12 protein-coding genes are annotated in these 16,742 nt (G+C 60.9%); 5 read left to right on the top strand and 7 right to left on the bottom strand.

All coding sequences use genetic code 11. From position 1 onward, the window contains the following. Positions 1-169 precede the first annotated feature (169 nt). The 3 genes from KUA23_RS26075 (at position 170) to yjiA (ending at position 3,556) form a co-directional block, all read left to right on the top strand. The gene (locus KUA23_RS26075; RefSeq protein ID WP_034107129.1) at positions 170-2,236 is read left to right on the top strand and encodes a carbon starvation CstA family protein; all 2,067 of its coding nucleotides are present in this window, start codon (positions 170-172) and stop codon (positions 2,234-2,236) included. A gap of 15 nt (positions 2,237-2,251) precedes the next feature. Then, positions 2,252-2,449 carry a YbdD/YjiX family protein gene (locus KUA23_RS26070; protein WP_003194308.1) on the top strand — a complete coding sequence of 66 codons (198 nt, stop codon included), beginning with the start codon at positions 2,252-2,254 and terminating at the stop codon, positions 2,447-2,449. Positions 2,450-2,596: 147 nt separating this feature from the next. Beyond that, a complete protein-coding gene (gene yjiA, locus KUA23_RS26065; RefSeq protein ID WP_252993081.1) occupies positions 2,597-3,556 on the top strand; it encodes a GTPase in 960 nt (319 codons plus the stop codon). A 177-nt stretch (positions 3,557-3,733) separates the two neighbouring features. On the opposite strand, the gene glyA is transcribed toward yjiA, so the two are convergent. The 3 genes from glyA to KUA23_RS26050 form a co-directional block, all read right to left on the bottom strand. After that, complete coding sequence (glyA, locus tag KUA23_RS26060) at positions 3,734-4,987, bottom strand: serine hydroxymethyltransferase (protein ID WP_017737423.1); 1,254 nt, start codon at positions 4,985-4,987, stop codon at positions 3,734-3,736. Between the two features lie 230 nt (positions 4,988-5,217). Further along, the gene (locus tag KUA23_RS26055; RefSeq protein WP_306428747.1) at positions 5,218-9,069 is read right to left on the bottom strand and encodes a bifunctional diguanylate cyclase/phosphodiesterase; all 3,852 of its coding nucleotides are present in this window, start codon (positions 9,067-9,069) and stop codon (positions 5,218-5,220) included. A 115-nt stretch (positions 9,070-9,184) separates the two neighbouring features. After that, on the bottom strand, positions 9,185-9,796 hold the full coding sequence (locus tag KUA23_RS26050; RefSeq protein ID WP_078050255.1) for a LysE family translocator: 612 nt from the start codon (positions 9,794-9,796) through the stop codon (positions 9,185-9,187). A 161-nt stretch (positions 9,797-9,957) separates the two neighbouring features. Between KUA23_RS26050 and ettA the strand changes: the two genes are divergently transcribed. Together ettA and gdhA are read left to right on the top strand one after the other, a co-directional pair. Further along, the gene (gene ettA, locus KUA23_RS26045) at positions 9,958-11,622 is read left to right on the top strand and encodes an energy-dependent translational throttle protein EttA (RefSeq protein ID WP_025859215.1); all 1,665 of its coding nucleotides are present in this window, start codon (positions 9,958-9,960) and stop codon (positions 11,620-11,622) included. Between the two features lie 344 nt (positions 11,623-11,966). Continuing rightward, positions 11,967-13,304 (top strand): NADP-specific glutamate dehydrogenase, encoded by a 1,338-nt coding sequence (gene gdhA / locus KUA23_RS26040; protein WP_252993080.1) that lies wholly within the window; start codon positions 11,967-11,969, stop codon positions 13,302-13,304. Here the strand turns inward: gdhA and KUA23_RS26035 are convergent. The 4 genes from KUA23_RS26035 to KUA23_RS26020 form a co-directional block, all read right to left on the bottom strand. Continuing rightward, positions 13,301-13,798, bottom strand: a complete 498-nt coding sequence (locus tag KUA23_RS26035; protein ID WP_252993079.1) for a GreA/GreB family elongation factor — start codon at positions 13,796-13,798, stop codon at positions 13,301-13,303. The two genes, gdhA and KUA23_RS26035, sit on opposite strands and share 4 nt — an antisense overlap. A gap of 70 nt (positions 13,799-13,868) precedes the next feature. After that, a complete protein-coding gene (locus tag KUA23_RS26030) occupies positions 13,869-14,225 on the bottom strand; it encodes a hypothetical protein (protein ID WP_078050252.1) in 357 nt (118 codons plus the stop codon). 126 nt (positions 14,226-14,351) lie between these two features. Further along, positions 14,352-14,651, bottom strand: a complete 300-nt coding sequence (locus tag KUA23_RS26025) for a chorismate mutase (RefSeq protein WP_099490998.1) — start codon at positions 14,649-14,651, stop codon at positions 14,352-14,354. Positions 14,652-14,822: 171 nt separating this feature from the next. Further along, positions 14,823-16,676, bottom strand: a complete 1,854-nt coding sequence (locus KUA23_RS26020) for an Lnb N-terminal periplasmic domain-containing protein (RefSeq protein WP_252993078.1) — start codon at positions 16,674-16,676, stop codon at positions 14,823-14,825. Positions 16,677-16,742 lie beyond the last annotated feature (66 nt).

Genomic DNA, 16,742 nt, shown 5'->3' with positions numbered 1-16,742 from the left:
AATCCTCTGTGGATAGAGGGATTGTAGCCCCGAGCCATCATCGGGCATTTATTTCTGCTTTTTTTGCCGCCGCAAGGCTCTAGACCAACGTAGGGGGGTGGCCTTTAAGGCCAGTAGCGCTAAACTCCGGATGGCTGTCCTTTCTGTCCACCCTGGCTGGAATATAAAAATGAAAAATAATAATAGCCTGCTACGCCACCTACCCTGGCTGGTGCTGGCAATTGTAGGAGCGTGCGCCCTGGGCGTAGTGGCCTTGCGCCGCGGCGAGGCGATCAACGCCTTGTGGATTGTGGTCGCTGCTGTGGCCATCTACCTGGTTGCGTACCGTTACTACAGTCTGTTCATCGCTAACAACGTGATGCAACTCGATCCACGGCGGGCCACCCCCGCAGTGCTCAACAACGACGGTCTGGACTATGTGCCGACCAACAAACATATCCTTTTTGGTCACCACTTTGCGGCGATTGCCGGTGCAGGCCCGTTGGTCGGCCCGGTGCTGGCGGCGCAAATGGGCTACCTGCCCGGCACGCTCTGGCTGATTGCCGGCGTGGTGCTGGCCGGCGCGGTGCAGGACTTCATGATCCTGTTCCTGTCCACGCGTCGTAACGGTCGCTCCCTCGGCGACATGGTTCGCGAAGAGATGGGCCGCATCCCGGGGACCATCGCGCTGTTCGGCTGCTTCCTGATCATGATCATCATCCTCGCGGTGCTGGCGCTGATCGTGGTCAAGGCCCTGGCCGAGAGCCCGTGGGGCATCTTCACGGTGATGGCGACCATCCCGATCGCGATGTTCATGGGCATCTACATGCGCTACATCCGCCCAGGCCGCATCGGTGAAATTTCGATCATCGGCGTGCTGTTGCTGCTCGGGTCGATCTGGCTGGGCGGGCAGATTGCAGCTGACCCGGTCTGGGCCAAGGCCTTCACCTTCACCGGGATCCAGATCACCTGGATGCTGATCGGCTACGGTTTCGTCGCGGCGGTACTGCCGGTGTGGCTGATCCTGGCGCCACGTGACTACCTCTCCACCTTCCTGAAAATCGGCACCATTATCGCCCTGGCCATCGGCATCCTGGTGACCATGCCCGACCTGAAAATGCCTGCATTGACCCAGTTCATCGACGGCACCGGCCCGGTGTGGAAGGGCGGCCTGTTCCCGTTCCTGTTCATCACCATTGCCTGTGGCGCGGTCTCGGGTTTCCACGCACTGATCTCTTCGGGCACCACGCCGAAGTTGCTGGCCAATGAAAGCCATGCCCGCTACATCGGTTACGGCGGCATGCTGATGGAGTCGTTTGTGGCCATCATGGCGATGGTTGCCGCGTCGGTGATCGAACCGGGCGTGTACTTCGCCATGAACAGCCCGGCCGCGATTGTCGGCACCGACGTGGTCACCGTGGCACAGACTGTCAGCAGCTGGGGCTTTGCGATTACGCCCGAGGCGCTGTCTGCCGTGGCCCATGACATCGGTGAAACCACCATCCTGGCACGTGCCGGTGGTGCTCCGACCCTGGCGGTGGGTATCGCGCAGATCCTGCACAGCGTACTGCCGGGTGAGAACACCATGGCGTTCTGGTACCACTTTGCGATCCTGTTCGAAGCGCTGTTCATCCTGACGGCTGTCGACGCCGGTACCCGTGCCGGTCGCTTCATGCTGCAGGACCTGTTGGGCTCCTTCGTGCCGGCGCTGAAACGCACCGAGTCGTGGACCGCCAACCTGATCGCGACCGCCGGTTGCGTGGCCATGTGGGGTTACCTGCTGTATCAAGGCGTGATCGACCCACTGGGCGGCATCAACACCTTGTGGCCGCTGTTCGGTATCTCCAACCAGATGTTGGCCGGTATCGCGCTGATGCTTGCAACGGTTGTGCTGATCAAGATGAAACGCCAACGCTACATCTGGGTGACTATGCTGCCGGCCGTCTGGCTGCTGATCTGCACCACCACCGCGGGCTTCATCAAGCTGTTCGATGCCAACCCGGCGATCGGCTTCCTGTCGCTGGCCAAGAAGTACAGCGATGCATTGGCCAACGGCCAGATCCTGGCCCCGGCCAAGAGCATCGACCAGATGCAGCACGTGATCTGGAACGCCTACACCAACGCAACGCTGACGGCGCTGTTCCTGTTCGTGGTATTCAGCATCCTGTTCTATGCGCTCAAGGTCGGCGTCGCCGCCTGGGGCAACAAAGAGCGTACGGATAAAGAAGCCCCGTTCCAGGCGGTACCGGACGCGTAATCGAGGATTGCAACCATGTTCAATGACATCAGTCGCCTCGGTAAATACCTCGGTCAGGCCGCGCGCCTGATGGTCGGCATGCCCGACTACGACACCTACGTCGAGCATATGCAAACCAAACACCCGGACAAACCGGTGATGGACTACAAGGCGTTCTTCCGGGAACGCCAAGAGGCCCGTTACGGTGGCAAGGGTGGGCCCAAGTGCTGCTAACCCGATAGTTCGGGCGGGCAGTGATCCCTTGTGGGAGGGGGCTTGCCCCCGATAGCGGTATGTCAGTGACAGATAAGTGCCTGACACACGGCTATCGGGGGCAAGCCCCCTCCCACATTTGTTTTGTGTTTCTTCAAGGAGAATTCTTTGTCCTCTCCCATCCCGGTCACCGTCCTCAGCGGCTTCCTCGGCGCCGGCAAGACCACCTTGCTGCGCCACCTGCTCAAGGCCGAGCACGGGCTTAAAATCGCCGTGATCGAAAACGAATTCAGTGACGCCGGCATCGACACCCAGCTGTTGGGTGCCGAGCCTGTGCAAGTCATGACCCTGTCCAACGGCTGCGTGTGCTGCACCATCCACACCGACCTGACCAAAGCCCTGTACCTGCTGCTTGAACGCCTGGACAGCGGCGAGATCGCCTTCGACCGCCTGGTGATCGAGTGCACCGGCCTGGCCGACCCGGCACCCGTGGCCCAGACTTTTTTCATCGACGAGGACCTGCGCGAGCGCTACATCCTCGACGGCATCATCACCCTGGTGGACGCGGCCCACGCCGAGCACCACCTGACCCAGACCATCGCCCAGGCCCAGATTGGCTTTGCCGACCGCCTGCTGGTGAGCAAGCGTGACCTGGTGGATGACGCCACGTTCGACGCACTCAGCGAGCGCCTCACCCGCATCAACCGCCGTGCGCCGATTCGTGTGGTGGACCATGGCAACATCGACCTGGCGGAATTGCTCGATGTGCGCGGCTTCAACCTCAACGCCGGCATGAGTCTGCGCCCGGTCAGTGCCGCGCCGTCCATCGACCGCATTTCCAGCCTGGTGCTGCGGACTGAAGAGCCGCTGGATATCGACCGGCTCAGCGAATTTATGAACGACCTGCTGGAAGACCACGGCAAGCAATTGCTGCGTTACAAGGGCGTGCTGAACATTGCCGGCGAAGACCGGCGCATGGTGTTCCAGGGCGTGCTGAAGCTCTACGGCTTCGATTGGGATACCGAGTGGGCCAAAGGCGAGGTGCGCGAGAGCGTGATTGTGTTTATTGCCGATGAGCTACCGGAGCAGAAAATTCGCGACGGCTTTGCCAAGGTTTACCAGTCTTGAATTGAAATACGGCCCACTGTGGGAGCTGGCTTGCCTGCGATGGCGGTGGGTCAGCCAATGATGTGCCAGCTGTCAGGCCGCTTTCGCAGGCAAGCCAGCTCCCACTGTGGGAGCGCCGAACAACAGGCATAAAAAAGCCCGGCTCTAGAGCCGGGCTTCTTGTTCAAGCAACTGCAATCAAGCGCCGTACACCGGCAGCTTCTTGCAGATGGCCTTGACCTTCTCACGCACCGCGTCGATCACGGCTTCGTTGTTCAGGTCTGCCAGGATGTCGCAGATCCAGCCTGCCAGTTCCTTGCACTCTGCTTCCTTGAAGCCGCGAGTGGTCACCGCCGGGGTGCCAAAGCGCAGGCCCGAGGTGACGAACGGCGAACGTGGGTCGTTCGGCACGGAGTTTTTGTTCACGGTGATGAAGGCTTTGCCCAGGGCAGCATCAGCATCTTTACCGGAAATGTCCTGCTTGATCAGCGACAGCAGGAACAGGTGGTTCTCAGTACCGCCGGACACCACGTCAAAACCGCGCTCGATGAACACGCTGGCCATGGTCTGGGCGTTTTTCACCACTTGTTGCTGGTAAGTCTTGAACTCAGGCTGCAGGGCTTCCTTGAAGCAGATCGCTTTGGCGGCGATCACGTGCTCCAGCGGGCCACCCTGGGCGCCTGGGAATACAGCGGAGTTCAGCTTCTTCTCGATGTCAGCGTTGGCGCGCGCCAGGATCAGGCCGCCACGTGGACCGCGCAGGGTCTTGTGGGTCGTGGTGGTCACGACGTCAGCGTAAGGCACCGGGTTCGGGTAGACGCCAGCGGCGACCAGACCGGCCACGTGAGCCATGTCGACGAACAGGTACGCGCCCACTTTGTCAGCGATTGCGCGGAAACGTGGGAAGTCCAGGATCTGCGAGTAGGCAGAGAAACCGGCCACGATCATTTTTGGCTTGTGTTCAACCGCCAGGCGCTCGACTTCGTCGTAATCGATCAGGCCGTTGGCATCGATACCGTATTGAACGGCGTTGTACAGCTTGCCGGAGGAGGAAACGCTGGCGCCGTGGGTCAAGTGACCGCCGTGGGCCAGGCTCATGCCCAGGATGGTGTCGCCACCTTGCAGCAGGGCCAGGTACACGGCGCTGTTGGCTTGGGAGCCGGCGTGCGGCTGGACGTTGGCGTAATCGGCGCCGAACAGTTCCTTTGCACGGTCGATGGCCAGTTGCTCAACCACGTCGACGTATTCGCAACCACCGTAATAGCGCTTGCCTGGGTAGCCTTCGGCGTACTTGTTGGTCAGAACCGAACCTTGAGCCTCCATCACCGCAGGGCTGGTGTAGTTTTCCGAAGCGATCAGCTCAATGTGCTCTTCCTGGCGCACGGCTTCTTGCTCCATGGCGGCGAAGAGATCGGCGTCGTACTTGGCAATAGTCAAATCACGGCTGAACATGGCGGTCCTCAAGGATCGGGGGCAGAAAAGGAGGGCATTCTAACCCAATGGGTTTTAGATGGCATATGAAAGGACATCATGTCGCGGATAAGCGGGGCTCATCTGGGGATAAGCGGCGCCAGGGCCGGCCCTATCGCGGGCAAGCCCGGCTCCCACATTTTGATCGGTGAACCCATTCAAGGCTGGGAGCTGGCTTGCCTGCGATGAGGCCATCCGCCCCAGCAAAAAACTCAGTCGAACATGAAGAGGGCATCATTGCTGAACTGCGCCTCGAACCGGTTCGCCGGCATCGGCCGCCCGAACAGGTAACCCTGCACCTCGTCACACCCATGCTCACGCAGGAAGTCCAGCTGCTCATGGGTTTCCACACCCTCGGCGATCACCGCCAGGTTCAGGCTGTGGGCCATGGCAATAATGGCGCGGGCGATCTGCGCATCCTGTTCGCCGGAGGGCAGGCCATCCACAAAGGTGCGGTCGATCTTCAACACGTCGATGGGGAATTGCTTGAGGTAGTTGAGCGACGAATAGCCCGTGCCGAAGTCGTCAACCGCAATGCTCAGGCCCAGGTTTTTCAGGCTGTCGAGAATCTGCATGGCCTCGTTGACTTCGCGCATCAGGATACTTTCGGTCAGCTCCAGCTCCAGGCACGCCGGCGGCAGGCCAGTGTCCTTGAGGATGGTGGCGATGCGCGTGCCCAACTGGCCGTCGGAGAACTGCCGCGCAGAGATGTTCACCGAGACTTTCGGCACGCGCACCTTGTTCTGGTGCCAGGTCTTGAGCTGGCGACAGGCTTCACTGATCACCCAGTCACCCACGTCCACCACCAGGCCCAGCTCTTCCAGCACCGGGATGAAGTCCCCCGGCGGCACCAGGCCACGACGCGGGTGGCGCCAGCGCAGCAAGGCCTCCGCGCCGGTCAGGCGTTTGCCGTCGCCGCTGAACTGCGGTTGGTAATAGAGCACGAATTCGTTCTGGTCCAGGGCGTGGCGCAGGTCGCTTTCCAGCTCCAGGCGTTCCAGGGCGCTGGCGTTCATGTCGGCCTGGTAGAACTGGAAGTTGTTCTTGCCGCGCTCCTTGGCGTGGTACATCGCGGTGTCGGCGTTTTTCATCAGTTGGCTCAGCTCATTGCCGTCCTGCGGGCTGAGGGCGATGCCGATACTGGCGGTCACAAAAAACTCGCGGCCTTCCAGTACGAAGGGTTTCACCAGACTGGCGAGGATCTGCTCGGCTACATGAATCGCCCGGTTCAGCGCCATCTCGCGGCTGACCCGCGGTTGCAGGAGCAAGGTGAACTCGTCGCCGCCCATGCGCGCCACGGTGTCGTCTTCGGCCACGCAGCCCAACAGGCGCGTGGCCATTTCCTTGAGCATGCGGTCGCCGGCGGCGTGGCCGAGGGAGTCGTTGATCGGTTTGAAACGGTCGAGGTCGAGGAACATCAGCACCACCCACGACTTCTGCCGTTCGGCCGACTGCAGCGCGGTGTGCAGACGGTCCTGGAACAGCGTGCGGTTGGGCAGGTGGGTCAGGGCGTCGTAGTAGGCCAGGCGGTGGATGCGCTGCTCGCTGGCCTTACGCTCGCTGATGTCGCTGAAGAAACACACATAGCTGGCCAGGTCGCCTTCGTCGTCGAACACGGCGGTAATGCCGACCCACGCCGGGTAATGCTCGCCATTGCGACGCTTGAGCCACACTTCGCCTTCCCAGGTGCTGTGCTGGTGCAACTGCTTGAGCACGTAGCGCAGGTGGGCTTCCTGCTGTTCGTCGACGGTGAGCATGTTCGGCAACTGGTCGAGCACATCGCTGACCGCATAGCCACTCACCCGGCTGAAGGCCTCGTTGGCCTGCACGATATAACCCGCAGGGTCGGTGATCAGGATCGCCGAGGTGGAGTGCTCGAACACCGTCGCCGCCATGCGCAGGTCTTTTTCGGCGCGGCGTTGCTGGCTGATATCACGGCCTACGCCGAGGATGCCCTCGAAGGCGCCATGTTCGTCCCACACCAGCACCAGGCGCAGCTCGATCGGCACTTTGCGACCATCGGCGCGCAGGCAGTCGAACAAGAACAACTGGGTCTGCACTTCGTCGCGCAGGGTGTTCAGTGCCTCGGCATCGCCCAATGCTCGGCTGACCTGTTCCACCAGGCTATAAATGCCGGTCAGTTGCTGCGGGTTGGCGATGATCGACTGCCAGCCGTTCTTGAACACCCAGTCCACGTCATAGCCCAGCACGGCGTTGACCGAGGGGCTGATGTAGTTGAGGGCCAACTGGCTGTCAGTGGAGCAGATGACGTCGCTGATGCTTTCGGCCAGCATGCGGTAGCGTTGTTCGCTGTCACGCAGGGATTCGCTGGCTTCGATCTGGTCGGTGATGTCCTTGGCCACGCCGATGATGCGGGTGATCTGCGCGGACTTGTCGCGGGCCAGGGCCTGTTCGCGGATGTCAAAGCGCCGCCACTGGTTGTTGCGGTGACGGAAACGCAGCTGGCATTGCAACTGGGTGGTATAGCCGACCTGGCGTTGCGCCAGGCGCAAGTCGTGGTAATGCTCGGCGTCCTCGGGGTGTAGCAGGATTTCCCAGAAGTACTCGCCCATTTGCTGCAGTTCGGCCTTGTTGTAGCCGAGTGTGTGCCCCAAATGGTGGTTGCTGAAAATCATCCGTTGGCTGATCACGTCCTGCACGTACAGGTGGTCGGGCACAGTGCGCACCACGTCCGACCAAAAGCTCTCACGCTCCACCAGCGACAGCTCGATCAGCTTGCGGCTGGTGATATCGCTGATGCTGAGGATCACGGCCTTGAAGTCGTCCTGCTGCTCCGGCAGGCGCATCACCAGCCACAGGTATTGTTCGTTGCCGGCCACGTCCTTGAGCTGGATTTCCAGCTCCAACTGGTGCTGTTGGGTCAGCACGGCTTCGAGAATCTGGTAACCGATGGACGTGGCATTGCGCGGGCAGTCATCGATCAGGCGTTCCCAGGCCTCCTCACAGGAGCCCACGTTGAGCAGTCGCACCGCCACCTGGTTGACCTCGGTGATGCGCAGTTCCTTGAGCAGTTGCTGGCGCTGGTCGGGGTTGTCCTGCAGCCAAGCGTGCAACTGCTCGCGGGTTTCGAGCAGCGTCTTGTCGAAGAAGGCGTTCAGGCCCGACAGGTCAAGCACGCACAGGGCCACGCCGGTGCCTTCGAAAATGTCCTGGTAGCGCCGGCGGCCTTCGTGCACCTGGCGCTGGCGACGGCGCATGTTGAGCAGCACGATCACCAGGACCAGTGAGAACGCCAGGCCCAGCAGGCATTTGCCGATGAAGGCCGGGAGCAATTGCTCCAGCACGGCCGTGCGGTCGAACAGCCCGCGCAGTTGCCAGTCGCTTTTGCTCAGGGGCGTGACCAGTACGCTTTTATTCAGTTCGTCCGGGGTGAGGGCGCCGGCCCATTGGGCTGGCATGCCGCTGTCACGGTTGATGACGCGATGGTTGACGCGATTCTCGATGACCCACATCGGGCGCTGGCCCTCGCCGTCCTGGCGGGTGAGGTTGGCCAGGTAGTTGGGCGCCAGGCGCAATGCCCAGTACAGGCGTGAACCGCCGCTGGGCTGGTGCAGCAACAGATAGATGATGGTGCCGTCGTTGCTGTTGCTCAGGTAATAGGACTGGGCGTGGCTGCGCTGTACCAATTCTTCCAGCCAGGCGCCGTCCTGGCTGTCGGTGGCGCTGTCACTGATCATTGCGCCGCTGGGGGCGAGCAGGGCGACGCTGCGCAGTTCCGGCAGCGAGCGTTGCAAGGTGCGCATCAACGCCTGTTGTTGTTCGCTGTCGCGCGGTGGCTCGACCATCGGCAGCAGGTTCAGGGCGATCTTTGCGCTCAGGGCCATGTTCAGGCTGATCTGTTCAGCCAGGTCGGCGCTGTAGTCGATGGTGTATTGCTGCTGGTTCTTCTGGTTTTGCTGCAACTGGTCCAGCAACTGCCAGAACAATAACGCGAGCAGCATGAGGACAAGCGTCGCCAACGCGCCTTTGAGGGTGCCGTGCAGGGGCGCTCCCGGCGCAATATGAGCGGCGCGCAGAGGAGTTGGCGGCGTGACTTTGGACAAGCTGTGATCCTGCGGTTTGGCTGGACTGGCGCGCGACGTGCACTATAAGCCGGACGCCCGGAGGGCGGCTAGCATGCCTTGACTTGTGGCAAAGTGCCAGCCCCGCCTGGCGGGACTAAAGCACGCCGCCGGTGTGGATCAGGCTGTCCGCCAGCCGAGTCAGGATTGCCAGCGTGAAGAGGCCGATAACCACAGAGGCCGTGCGGTTGATCGTGTGCGGCGTCAACCAGGCGTAACCGCCCCGTTTGATGCGGGCGCCAAACAACACCCAGACACACCCAACCGGCACCACCACAAGGGTGAATTGCGCGACGAACTGCATATACAGGGCCACGTCGGCAAACGTCTGCAGCGGCACGATAAACGAAACGATCAGCAAACCCTTGGGGTTGATCAGCGTCAGCAAAAAGAAATGCAGCCTGGAGACGCGGGCTTCAGGCGCTGATTTGAGTGTTTCGTCGGGATTGCACCACAGCAGGTAGGCGGTCCTGATCAAATAACAGACCGACGCGAACTGCACCAGCTTCAGGCCCCAGGGCGCGCTGTCACCCAGATGGCCGAGCAGGTAGCCCCAAAAGGATATTTGCAGCAGGTAGGCCAGGCACTCCAAAAGGCTCAGTGGCCAGGCGCGCTTGAAGCCGGCGAGTAATCCCGAGCGCAACAACAGCGTATTGGTGGGGCCCGGCATTAATAGCAGCAACCCGAGTGCAGACATGACGCTGAGCATGGAGGGTGTTTCCTGGAGCCGCTGAGGGGGATGGCCAGCTAATCTAACAGATAGATTTCGATACGCTCGGTCACTTAGGTTAACCTTGAGGATTCGCAATGCTATGTACAGCGCCATGACGCTACGTAGGCCTGTTCTCACTTTTTCATGAGGTCCACATTTTGGCTCAATACGTCTTCACCATGCATCGGCTGGGTAAAGTTGTCCCTCCGAAGCGGGAAATCCTGAAAAATATTTCGCTGTCCTTTTTCCCAGGCGCCAAGATCGGCGTGCTCGGCCTCAACGGTTCGGGTAAGTCCACGTTGCTGAAAATCATGGCCGGCGTCGACACCGAGTTCGAAGGCGAAGCCCGCCCGATGCCCGAGCTGAACATCGGCTACCTGCCGCAAGAGCCTCAGCTGGACCCGGCCAAAACCGTGCGTGAAGTGGTCGAAGAGGCCGTCAGCGTGATCAAGGACGCCCAGGCGCGCCTGGACGAGGTCTACGCCGCCTACGCCGAACCGGATGCCGACTTCGACAAGCTCGCCGCCGAACAGGCCAAGCTCGAAGCCATCCTGCAGGCCGGCGACGGTCACAACCTGGAGCGCCAGCTGGAAGTCGCTGCCGACGCGCTGCGCTTGCCGGCGTGGGACGCGAAGGTCGAACACTTGTCTGGTGGTGAAAAGCGTCGTGTGGCCCTGTGCCGCCTGCTGCTGTCGGCCCCGGACATGCTGCTGCTCGACGAACCGACCAACCACTTGGACGCCGATTCCGTCGCCTGGCTGGAGCATTTCCTCCACGATTTCCCGGGCACCGTGGTTGCAATCACGCACGACCGTTACTTCCTGGACAACGTTGCCGGCTGGATCCTCGAGCTCGACCGTGGCGCCGGTATCCCTTACGAGGGCAACTACTCCGGTTGGCTGGAAGCCAAGTCCGACCGTCTGGCTGCCGAATCCAAGCAGCAATCGGCCCATGAAAAAGCCATGAAGGAAGAACTGGAGTGGGTGCGCAAAGGCGCCAAGGCCCGCCAGTCCAAATCCAAGGCACGTCTGCAGCGCTTCGAAGAAATGCAATCGCAGGAATTCCAGAAGCGCAGCGAAACCAACGAGATCTACATCCCGGCCGGTCCGCGCCTGGGTGACAAGGTCATCGAGTTCAAGAACGTTTCCAAAGGCTATGGCGACCGCGTGCTGATCGACAACCTGTCTTTCTCCATGCCAAAAGGCGCGATCGTCGGCGTTATCGGTGGTAACGGTGCGGGTAAATCCACGCTGTTCCGCATGCTGATGGGCAAGGAAACCCCGGACTCCGGCAGCATCGAGATCGGCGAAACCGTGCAACTGGCCTGTGTGGACCAGAGCCGCGACGACCTCGACGGCAGCAAGACCGTGTTCCAGCAGATTTCCGACGGCTCCGACCAGATTCGCATCGGCAACTATGAAATCCCGTCGCGTACTTATGTCGGTCGTTTCAACTTCAAGGGCGGCGATCAGCAGAAGTTCGTCAAGGACCTGTCCGGTGGTGAGCGCGGTCGCTTGCACCTGGCCCTGACCCTGAAAGAGGGCGGCAACGTGTTGCTGCTCGACGAACCGTCCAACGACCTCGACGTTGAAACCCTGCGTTCCCTGGAAGAAGCCCTGCTGGACTTCCCGGGCGCTGCCATTGTGATCTCTCACGATCGGTGGTTCCTTGACCGCGTCGCGACGCACATCCTGGCGTACGAAGACGACTCGCAAGCGGTGTTCTTCGAGGGTAACTACACCGAGTACGAAGCGGACCGTAAGAAGCGCTTGGGCGACGCTGCTGCCCAGCCGCACCGTGTACGGCACAAAAAACTGGCCTGATTTGGGTTGGTTTAAAAAAACGGAGCCTTCGGGCTCCGTTTTTTTATGTGTTTTTCAGGGAGATCGAGGTGGACCCATCGCAGGCAAGCCAGCTCCCACATTTGACCGCGCTGATGCAGATGGGCTCGATCAATGTGGGAGCTGGCTTGCCTGTGATGGCTGATTACTTATTGGTGCACGGCTTGAGCTGAAATCCCCATTTGGGGGCGAAATACGGTGTTTATTTATATCTAGTGCACCATTTAAATTCATAAAGGCGACATTATGCGCTTTTCAGGTGCGGCGTGAATTGCTAAGGTCCGGCTCAATCTCATTTAAAAACAATCAATTTGCCGAGACTTTTCATGATCGAATCCGTCGAATCCTTCCTTGCCCGCCTCAAGAAACGCGACCCCGACCAGCCAGAATTCCACCAGGCCGTAGAAGAAGTCCTACGTAGTCTGTGGCCGTTCCTTGAAGCCAACCCCCACTACCTGACCTCGGGTATCCTGGAGCGCATCTGCGAGCCGGAGCGCGCGATTACCTTCCGGGTGTCGTGGGTGGATGATCACGGCAAGGTCCAGGTCAATCGCGGCTTCCGTATCCAGATGAACAGCGCCATCGGCCCTTACAAAGGCGGCCTGCGTTTCCACCCGTCGGTGAACCTGGGCGTACTGAAATTCCTCGCCTTCGAACAGACCTTCAAGAACTCCCTGACCTCGTTGCCCATGGGCGGCGGCAAAGGCGGCTCGGACTTCGATCCCAAGGGCAAGAGCGATGCGGAAGTCATGCGCTTCTGCCAGGCCTTTATGAGCGAGTTGTACCGGCATATCGGCGCAGACGTGGACGTACCGGCCGGTGATATCGGCGTGGGCGCCCGCGAAATCGGCTTCCTGTTCGGCCAGTACAAGCGCCTGAGCAACCAGTTCACCTCGGTGTTGACCGGCAAGGGCGTGACGTATGGCGGCAGCCTGATCCGCCCGGAAGCGACGGGTTTTGGTTGCGTGTACTTCGCCGAAGAGATGCTCAAGCGCAATGGTCAGCGGGTCGAAGGCAAGCGTGTGGCGGTGTCCGGTTCCGGCAACGTGGCGCAATACGCGGCGCGCAAGGTCATGGACCTGGGCGGCAAAGTGATTTCCCTGTCCGACTCCGAAGGCACTCTCTACGCCGAAAGCGGTTTGACCGAAGCGCAATGGTCGGCCCTGCTGGAGCTGAAAAACGTGCAGCGTGGGCGCATCAGCGAACTGGCCGAGCGTTTCGGCCTGGAGTTCCGTAAAGGCAACACCCCCTGGGAACTGGCCTGCGACATCGCGCTGCCCTGCGCCACCCAGAACGAACTCGACGCCGAAGCCGCCCGCACCTTGCTGCGCAACGGCTGCATCTGCGTGGCCGAAGGCGCCAACATGCCGACCACCTTGGAGGCTGTGGATATCTTTATCGAGGCGGGGATTCTGTTCGCGCCGGGCAAGGCCTCCAATGCCGGCGGCGTCGCGGTGAGTGGCCTGGAAATGTCGCAGAACGCCATGCGCCTGCTGTGGACAGCGGGCGAGGTGGACAGCAAGCTGCATAACATCATGCAGTCGATCCACCATGCCTGCGTGCATTACGGCGAAGAAAACGGCCGGATCAACTACGTAAAAGGCGCCAACATCGCGGGCTTCGTGAAAGTCGCCGATGCGATGCTGGCTCAAGGCATCGTCTAAGCCTCGGCCTCGATACGCAGCACTTCGATCAACTGATCGCCGACGGGGCGTCGCCACAGTACCTCGTCGCCGACCTGGGCGCCCAGCAAGGCGCGGCCCAAGGGCGAGCCCCAGTTGATCAAGCCTGCGCCGGCATCGGCCTGGTCTTCGCCGACCAATTGAATGCGCTGCTGTTCATCCTGCTCATTGGCGAACGTCACCCAACTGCCGATCTGCACCTTGTCGGTGGAGGTGACGGGCGCCACGACCTGGGCGCTCTGCACCCGTTGATTGAAGTAGCGCAAATCCCGCTCAAGGTCCGCCTGGCGCTGTTTATCAGCGTGCTCACCCCTGGCGGATTCGGCGCTGTATTCCTGCTGCAACTGTGCAACCTTGGCCTGCAACTGCGCCAGCCCTTGCGCGGTGAGGCGGTTAGGTTGCTCACTGACCTGGCGCTCCACCGGCTGGTCGGCCTGGGCAGCAGCGTTGTCTTCGTTTACAAAAGCTCGGCTCATGACGTTCTCCCTCTATGGAGTTTGGGCCATGGTCGCCGCGCTTTAGTTTCGATGGATGTCTGAAAGCGACCTATTGCGAGCGATAGGCCCGGGCTGCGTCGCGGTCTTTCTCCTGTTGCCATTCGCGATCACGGTCGTCCCAGTGGCGCTCCTTGTAATCGCGCAACTCCTCGTTCTCGCGCATGGCCTTGCATTGGCGAAAACCATCCTCCCACCCTTCGGCGTATTGGCGGTCCTTCAGATACCGCGGCACGTTCTTGCGAAACTCCCCGGTAATCACCCCCGCCGCCTGGCGACCACTGCTGCAGCCATCATCAAAACCATCGGCAAACGCCGGTGGGTAACCTTTGGCCAGCAACTCCTCATGGGTCGATTGGCAGCCGGCCAACCACATCACTGCACACAGCAATACCGCAGACCGCCACATGGCGTACTCCCTGGCCGTTTCACGGCTGATAGGGAGAGTCTAGAAGGGGATTTGTCGGGGCGGTGTGAAAGGGAGGTGAGAAAGGCGTGGGCAAATCCAAAATTTGCAGGAGCCGGCTTCTCCAGGTTAAGCAGTGCCTAGCAGTGCAGAATGCTCCGCCAATTCCTGCTGGATAAACGCCGCAATCATCGCGCGATACACCTGCTCCGTGACCTCGGGGTTGGCGCCCGCTGCGTTGGACAACTCCCGCACCTTGTCAATCACCTGCTCAACTCGTTGCGCAGCCTTGACACTTTCAGCATCTTTCTTGAAACGCGCCGCTTGTGACACGTAGCGGCCGCGCTCTGCCAGGAGGGTGACGATTTGCTCGTCGACGCGGTCGATATTGTTTCGGACTTCTCCAAGGGTAGTGCAGTTAACGACCATGTTGGTTGAGCTCCTGGTTGGATAGGCCATGCGATGTATTTGAATACAGGGCGATCAGTGTGGGAGCGGGCTTGCTCGCGAATGCGGTGTATCAGCCCAAGTTTCCAGTGACTGGCACTGCGCATTCGCGAGCAAGCCCGCTCCCACCTGTTGATCGTCGCCAGGTTCCGGTCAGTAGTGATACCACTTCACTTCCAGCATCACTTCATTGACCGGTGTCGACAAATGGCTGTACTCGCGCTGTGCGCTCAGGCGCAGGCCCAGGTTGCGGGACAGTTCCCACTGCTGGTTGAGGCTGATGCTGCGGCGTACTTCGCCGTTGGTGAAGAAGTCGCCCTTGGCTTCCAGGCTCAGATTGCCCAATGGGTTTTTCCACAGCACGCCGGTGTTGAAGCCGGCCGCTGGGGAGATGGCTTCGTTGAAGTCGTTGTTGTGTTCCACGCGCACGGTGCCGAGGGCGAAGCCGAGCATGTCGTCGCGCAGTTGCCAGGTGCCGCCGGCGCCGCCGTTGACGTGGGCGACCAGGGTTTCGTCGTCGTGCTTGCCCGGTACCCGCTCCAGGCCGCCGGTGACTTGCCATGACCACGGCTGCAGCAGGGCGTTGCGCGGGGTCAGGGAGCGGATGGTGGCCAGGTCCAGTTGCTGCAGTTGCCAGTGGTTGCCTTCGTACTGGCGCAGTTTCATCTGCAGGATCTCGATCTGTGCGCCAAGGGGGAAACCTTCGGCGTTGTCGTTGAGGTCGTGATAGGCCATGCGCAGGCCGTATTCGCCGAAGGCCTTGTCGCCCCGGGTACCGATGCCGGCCTGCCAGGTGCGCGATTCATGGCCGTTTTCCGGGAGACCAGGGGGCGTGATCTTGAGGTCGGGCGCCGGGTTCTGGTTGATCGCGCGCAATAGTTCGAAGCTGCGCTGGGAGCGTTCGGTGTCGCGTTCCAGGCCGTTGGCGCGGTAGCGGCCAAGGCGGTAGGCGGCGTCGATGATCAGGGCCTGGCGGTCGCGGGGCAGGGCCTTGAAGGCCGGCTCTTGCAATTGCTTCTGGTCGTCGCTGACCTTCAGTACCCATTGCTGCTCGTCGCTGTCCAGCGGCTTGGCGCGTTCCAGCAGTTCGCGTTCACGGGAGGGCCGGTAGTCGATTTTCTCCACCAGGCCGGCATCTTTCACGGCCTTGACCGTGTCGGTCGGGATGGCCGTGAGCGGGAACTGTTCGGTCAGGCGCAGGCCGGGACGTGCCACTTGCAGCAGTTCCAGCAAGCGGTAGGAGCAGTTTTCGTCAAAGAAGAAGTAGTCGAACTGGATCTGCTTGAGTTCCCACACGTGCTCGACCATACGCTCGGTCTCGACCTGCGTGAGGTTGAGGCGGTATTCCCACAGGTCACGGTTTTCGAGGCTGCGGTATTCCGACAGCTTCTCTTGGTAAGGCACCAGGGCGAACAGGCCGGGATAGCCGCCCATCAGGCCTTTCCAGGCGTAGAGGATGCTGTTGTCGGAGCCTTCGATGTAGGCGCCAAAGTTGATCGCATAGCTGAGCAGGGCGGTGTTGTTGCTTTGCACATCGGCCTGGTCGATGCGCAGCAGGGTGTGGCCGAACATCGACGACGGGCTGTTGAGGTAAGCCGCCGGGAAGATCATCACCGCGCTGTGGGGGGCGACGTCCTTGAACCATTGCTTGAATTCTGTGCAGTCCACGGCGGGCAGGTCAGTGAGGTGCAACTGATCCTTGAGCCAGCGGGTACGTGCGGGGTAGGCGCATTGGGCGTGTTTTTCACCCAGGCTGGCCGGCGCGTAGAGCGCGTCAACGGTAGCCTTGAGCTCGGCATCCGGGTGGTGGGCACCGTCGGCTGCGAGGAAGAATTTCTTGTCGCTGACATAGCTGCGCCAGCCACTGATCTTGCCGGCTTCGTAATGGCCGAGGGACAGCCAGAACGGATCGTTGGCCAATTGCTGCAAACGTTGATCATCAAGATGCGGGGCCGCGTACAGCGGAGCGCAGGCAAAGAGTGCCATCCAGGCAAAGCGTTTGAGCATAGGGGCAACTTAAGTCGGAAATAATAAAGACCCAAGGAGGAGGCGGGTCCAAAAATAAAACCCGCG

Origin of the sequence: Pseudomonas pergaminensis (assembly GCF_024112395.2) — a bacterium.
GTDB classification, from domain to species: domain Bacteria; phylum Pseudomonadota; class Gammaproteobacteria; order Pseudomonadales; family Pseudomonadaceae; genus Aquipseudomonas; species Aquipseudomonas pergaminensis.
The sequence above is the reverse complement of the archived record's forward strand: the minus strand, read 5'-3'. Positions and strand labels throughout refer to the sequence as shown.

Bases quoted from the DNA above. Each gene is read 5' to 3' on its own strand.
- KUA23_RS26075 (WP_034107129.1), top strand. From the start codon at position 170: ATGAAAAATAATAATAGCCTGCTACGCCACCTACCCTGGCTGGTGCTG.
- KUA23_RS26070 (WP_003194308.1), top strand. From the start codon at position 2,252: ATGTTCAATGACATCAGTCGCCTCGGTAAATACCTCGGTCAGGCCGCG.
- KUA23_RS26020 (WP_252993078.1), bottom strand. From the start codon at position 16,676: ATGCTCAAACGCTTTGCCTGGATGGCACTCTTTGCCTGCGCTCCGCTG.
- glyA (WP_017737423.1), bottom strand. From the start codon at position 4,987: ATGTTCAGCCGTGATTTGACTATTGCCAAGTACGACGCCGATCTCTTC.
- gdhA (WP_252993080.1), top strand. From the start codon at position 11,967: ATGATCGAATCCGTCGAATCCTTCCTTGCCCGCCTCAAGAAACGCGAC.
- KUA23_RS26025 (WP_099490998.1), bottom strand. From the start codon at position 14,651: ATGGTCGTTAACTGCACTACCCTTGGAGAAGTCCGAAACAATATCGAC.
- KUA23_RS26050 (WP_078050255.1), bottom strand. From the start codon at position 9,796: ATGCTCAGCGTCATGTCTGCACTCGGGTTGCTGCTATTAATGCCGGGC.
- KUA23_RS26030 (WP_078050252.1), bottom strand. From the start codon at position 14,225: ATGTGGCGGTCTGCGGTATTGCTGTGTGCAGTGATGTGGTTGGCCGGC.
- KUA23_RS26035 (WP_252993079.1), bottom strand. From the start codon at position 13,798: ATGAGCCGAGCTTTTGTAAACGAAGACAACGCTGCTGCCCAGGCCGAC.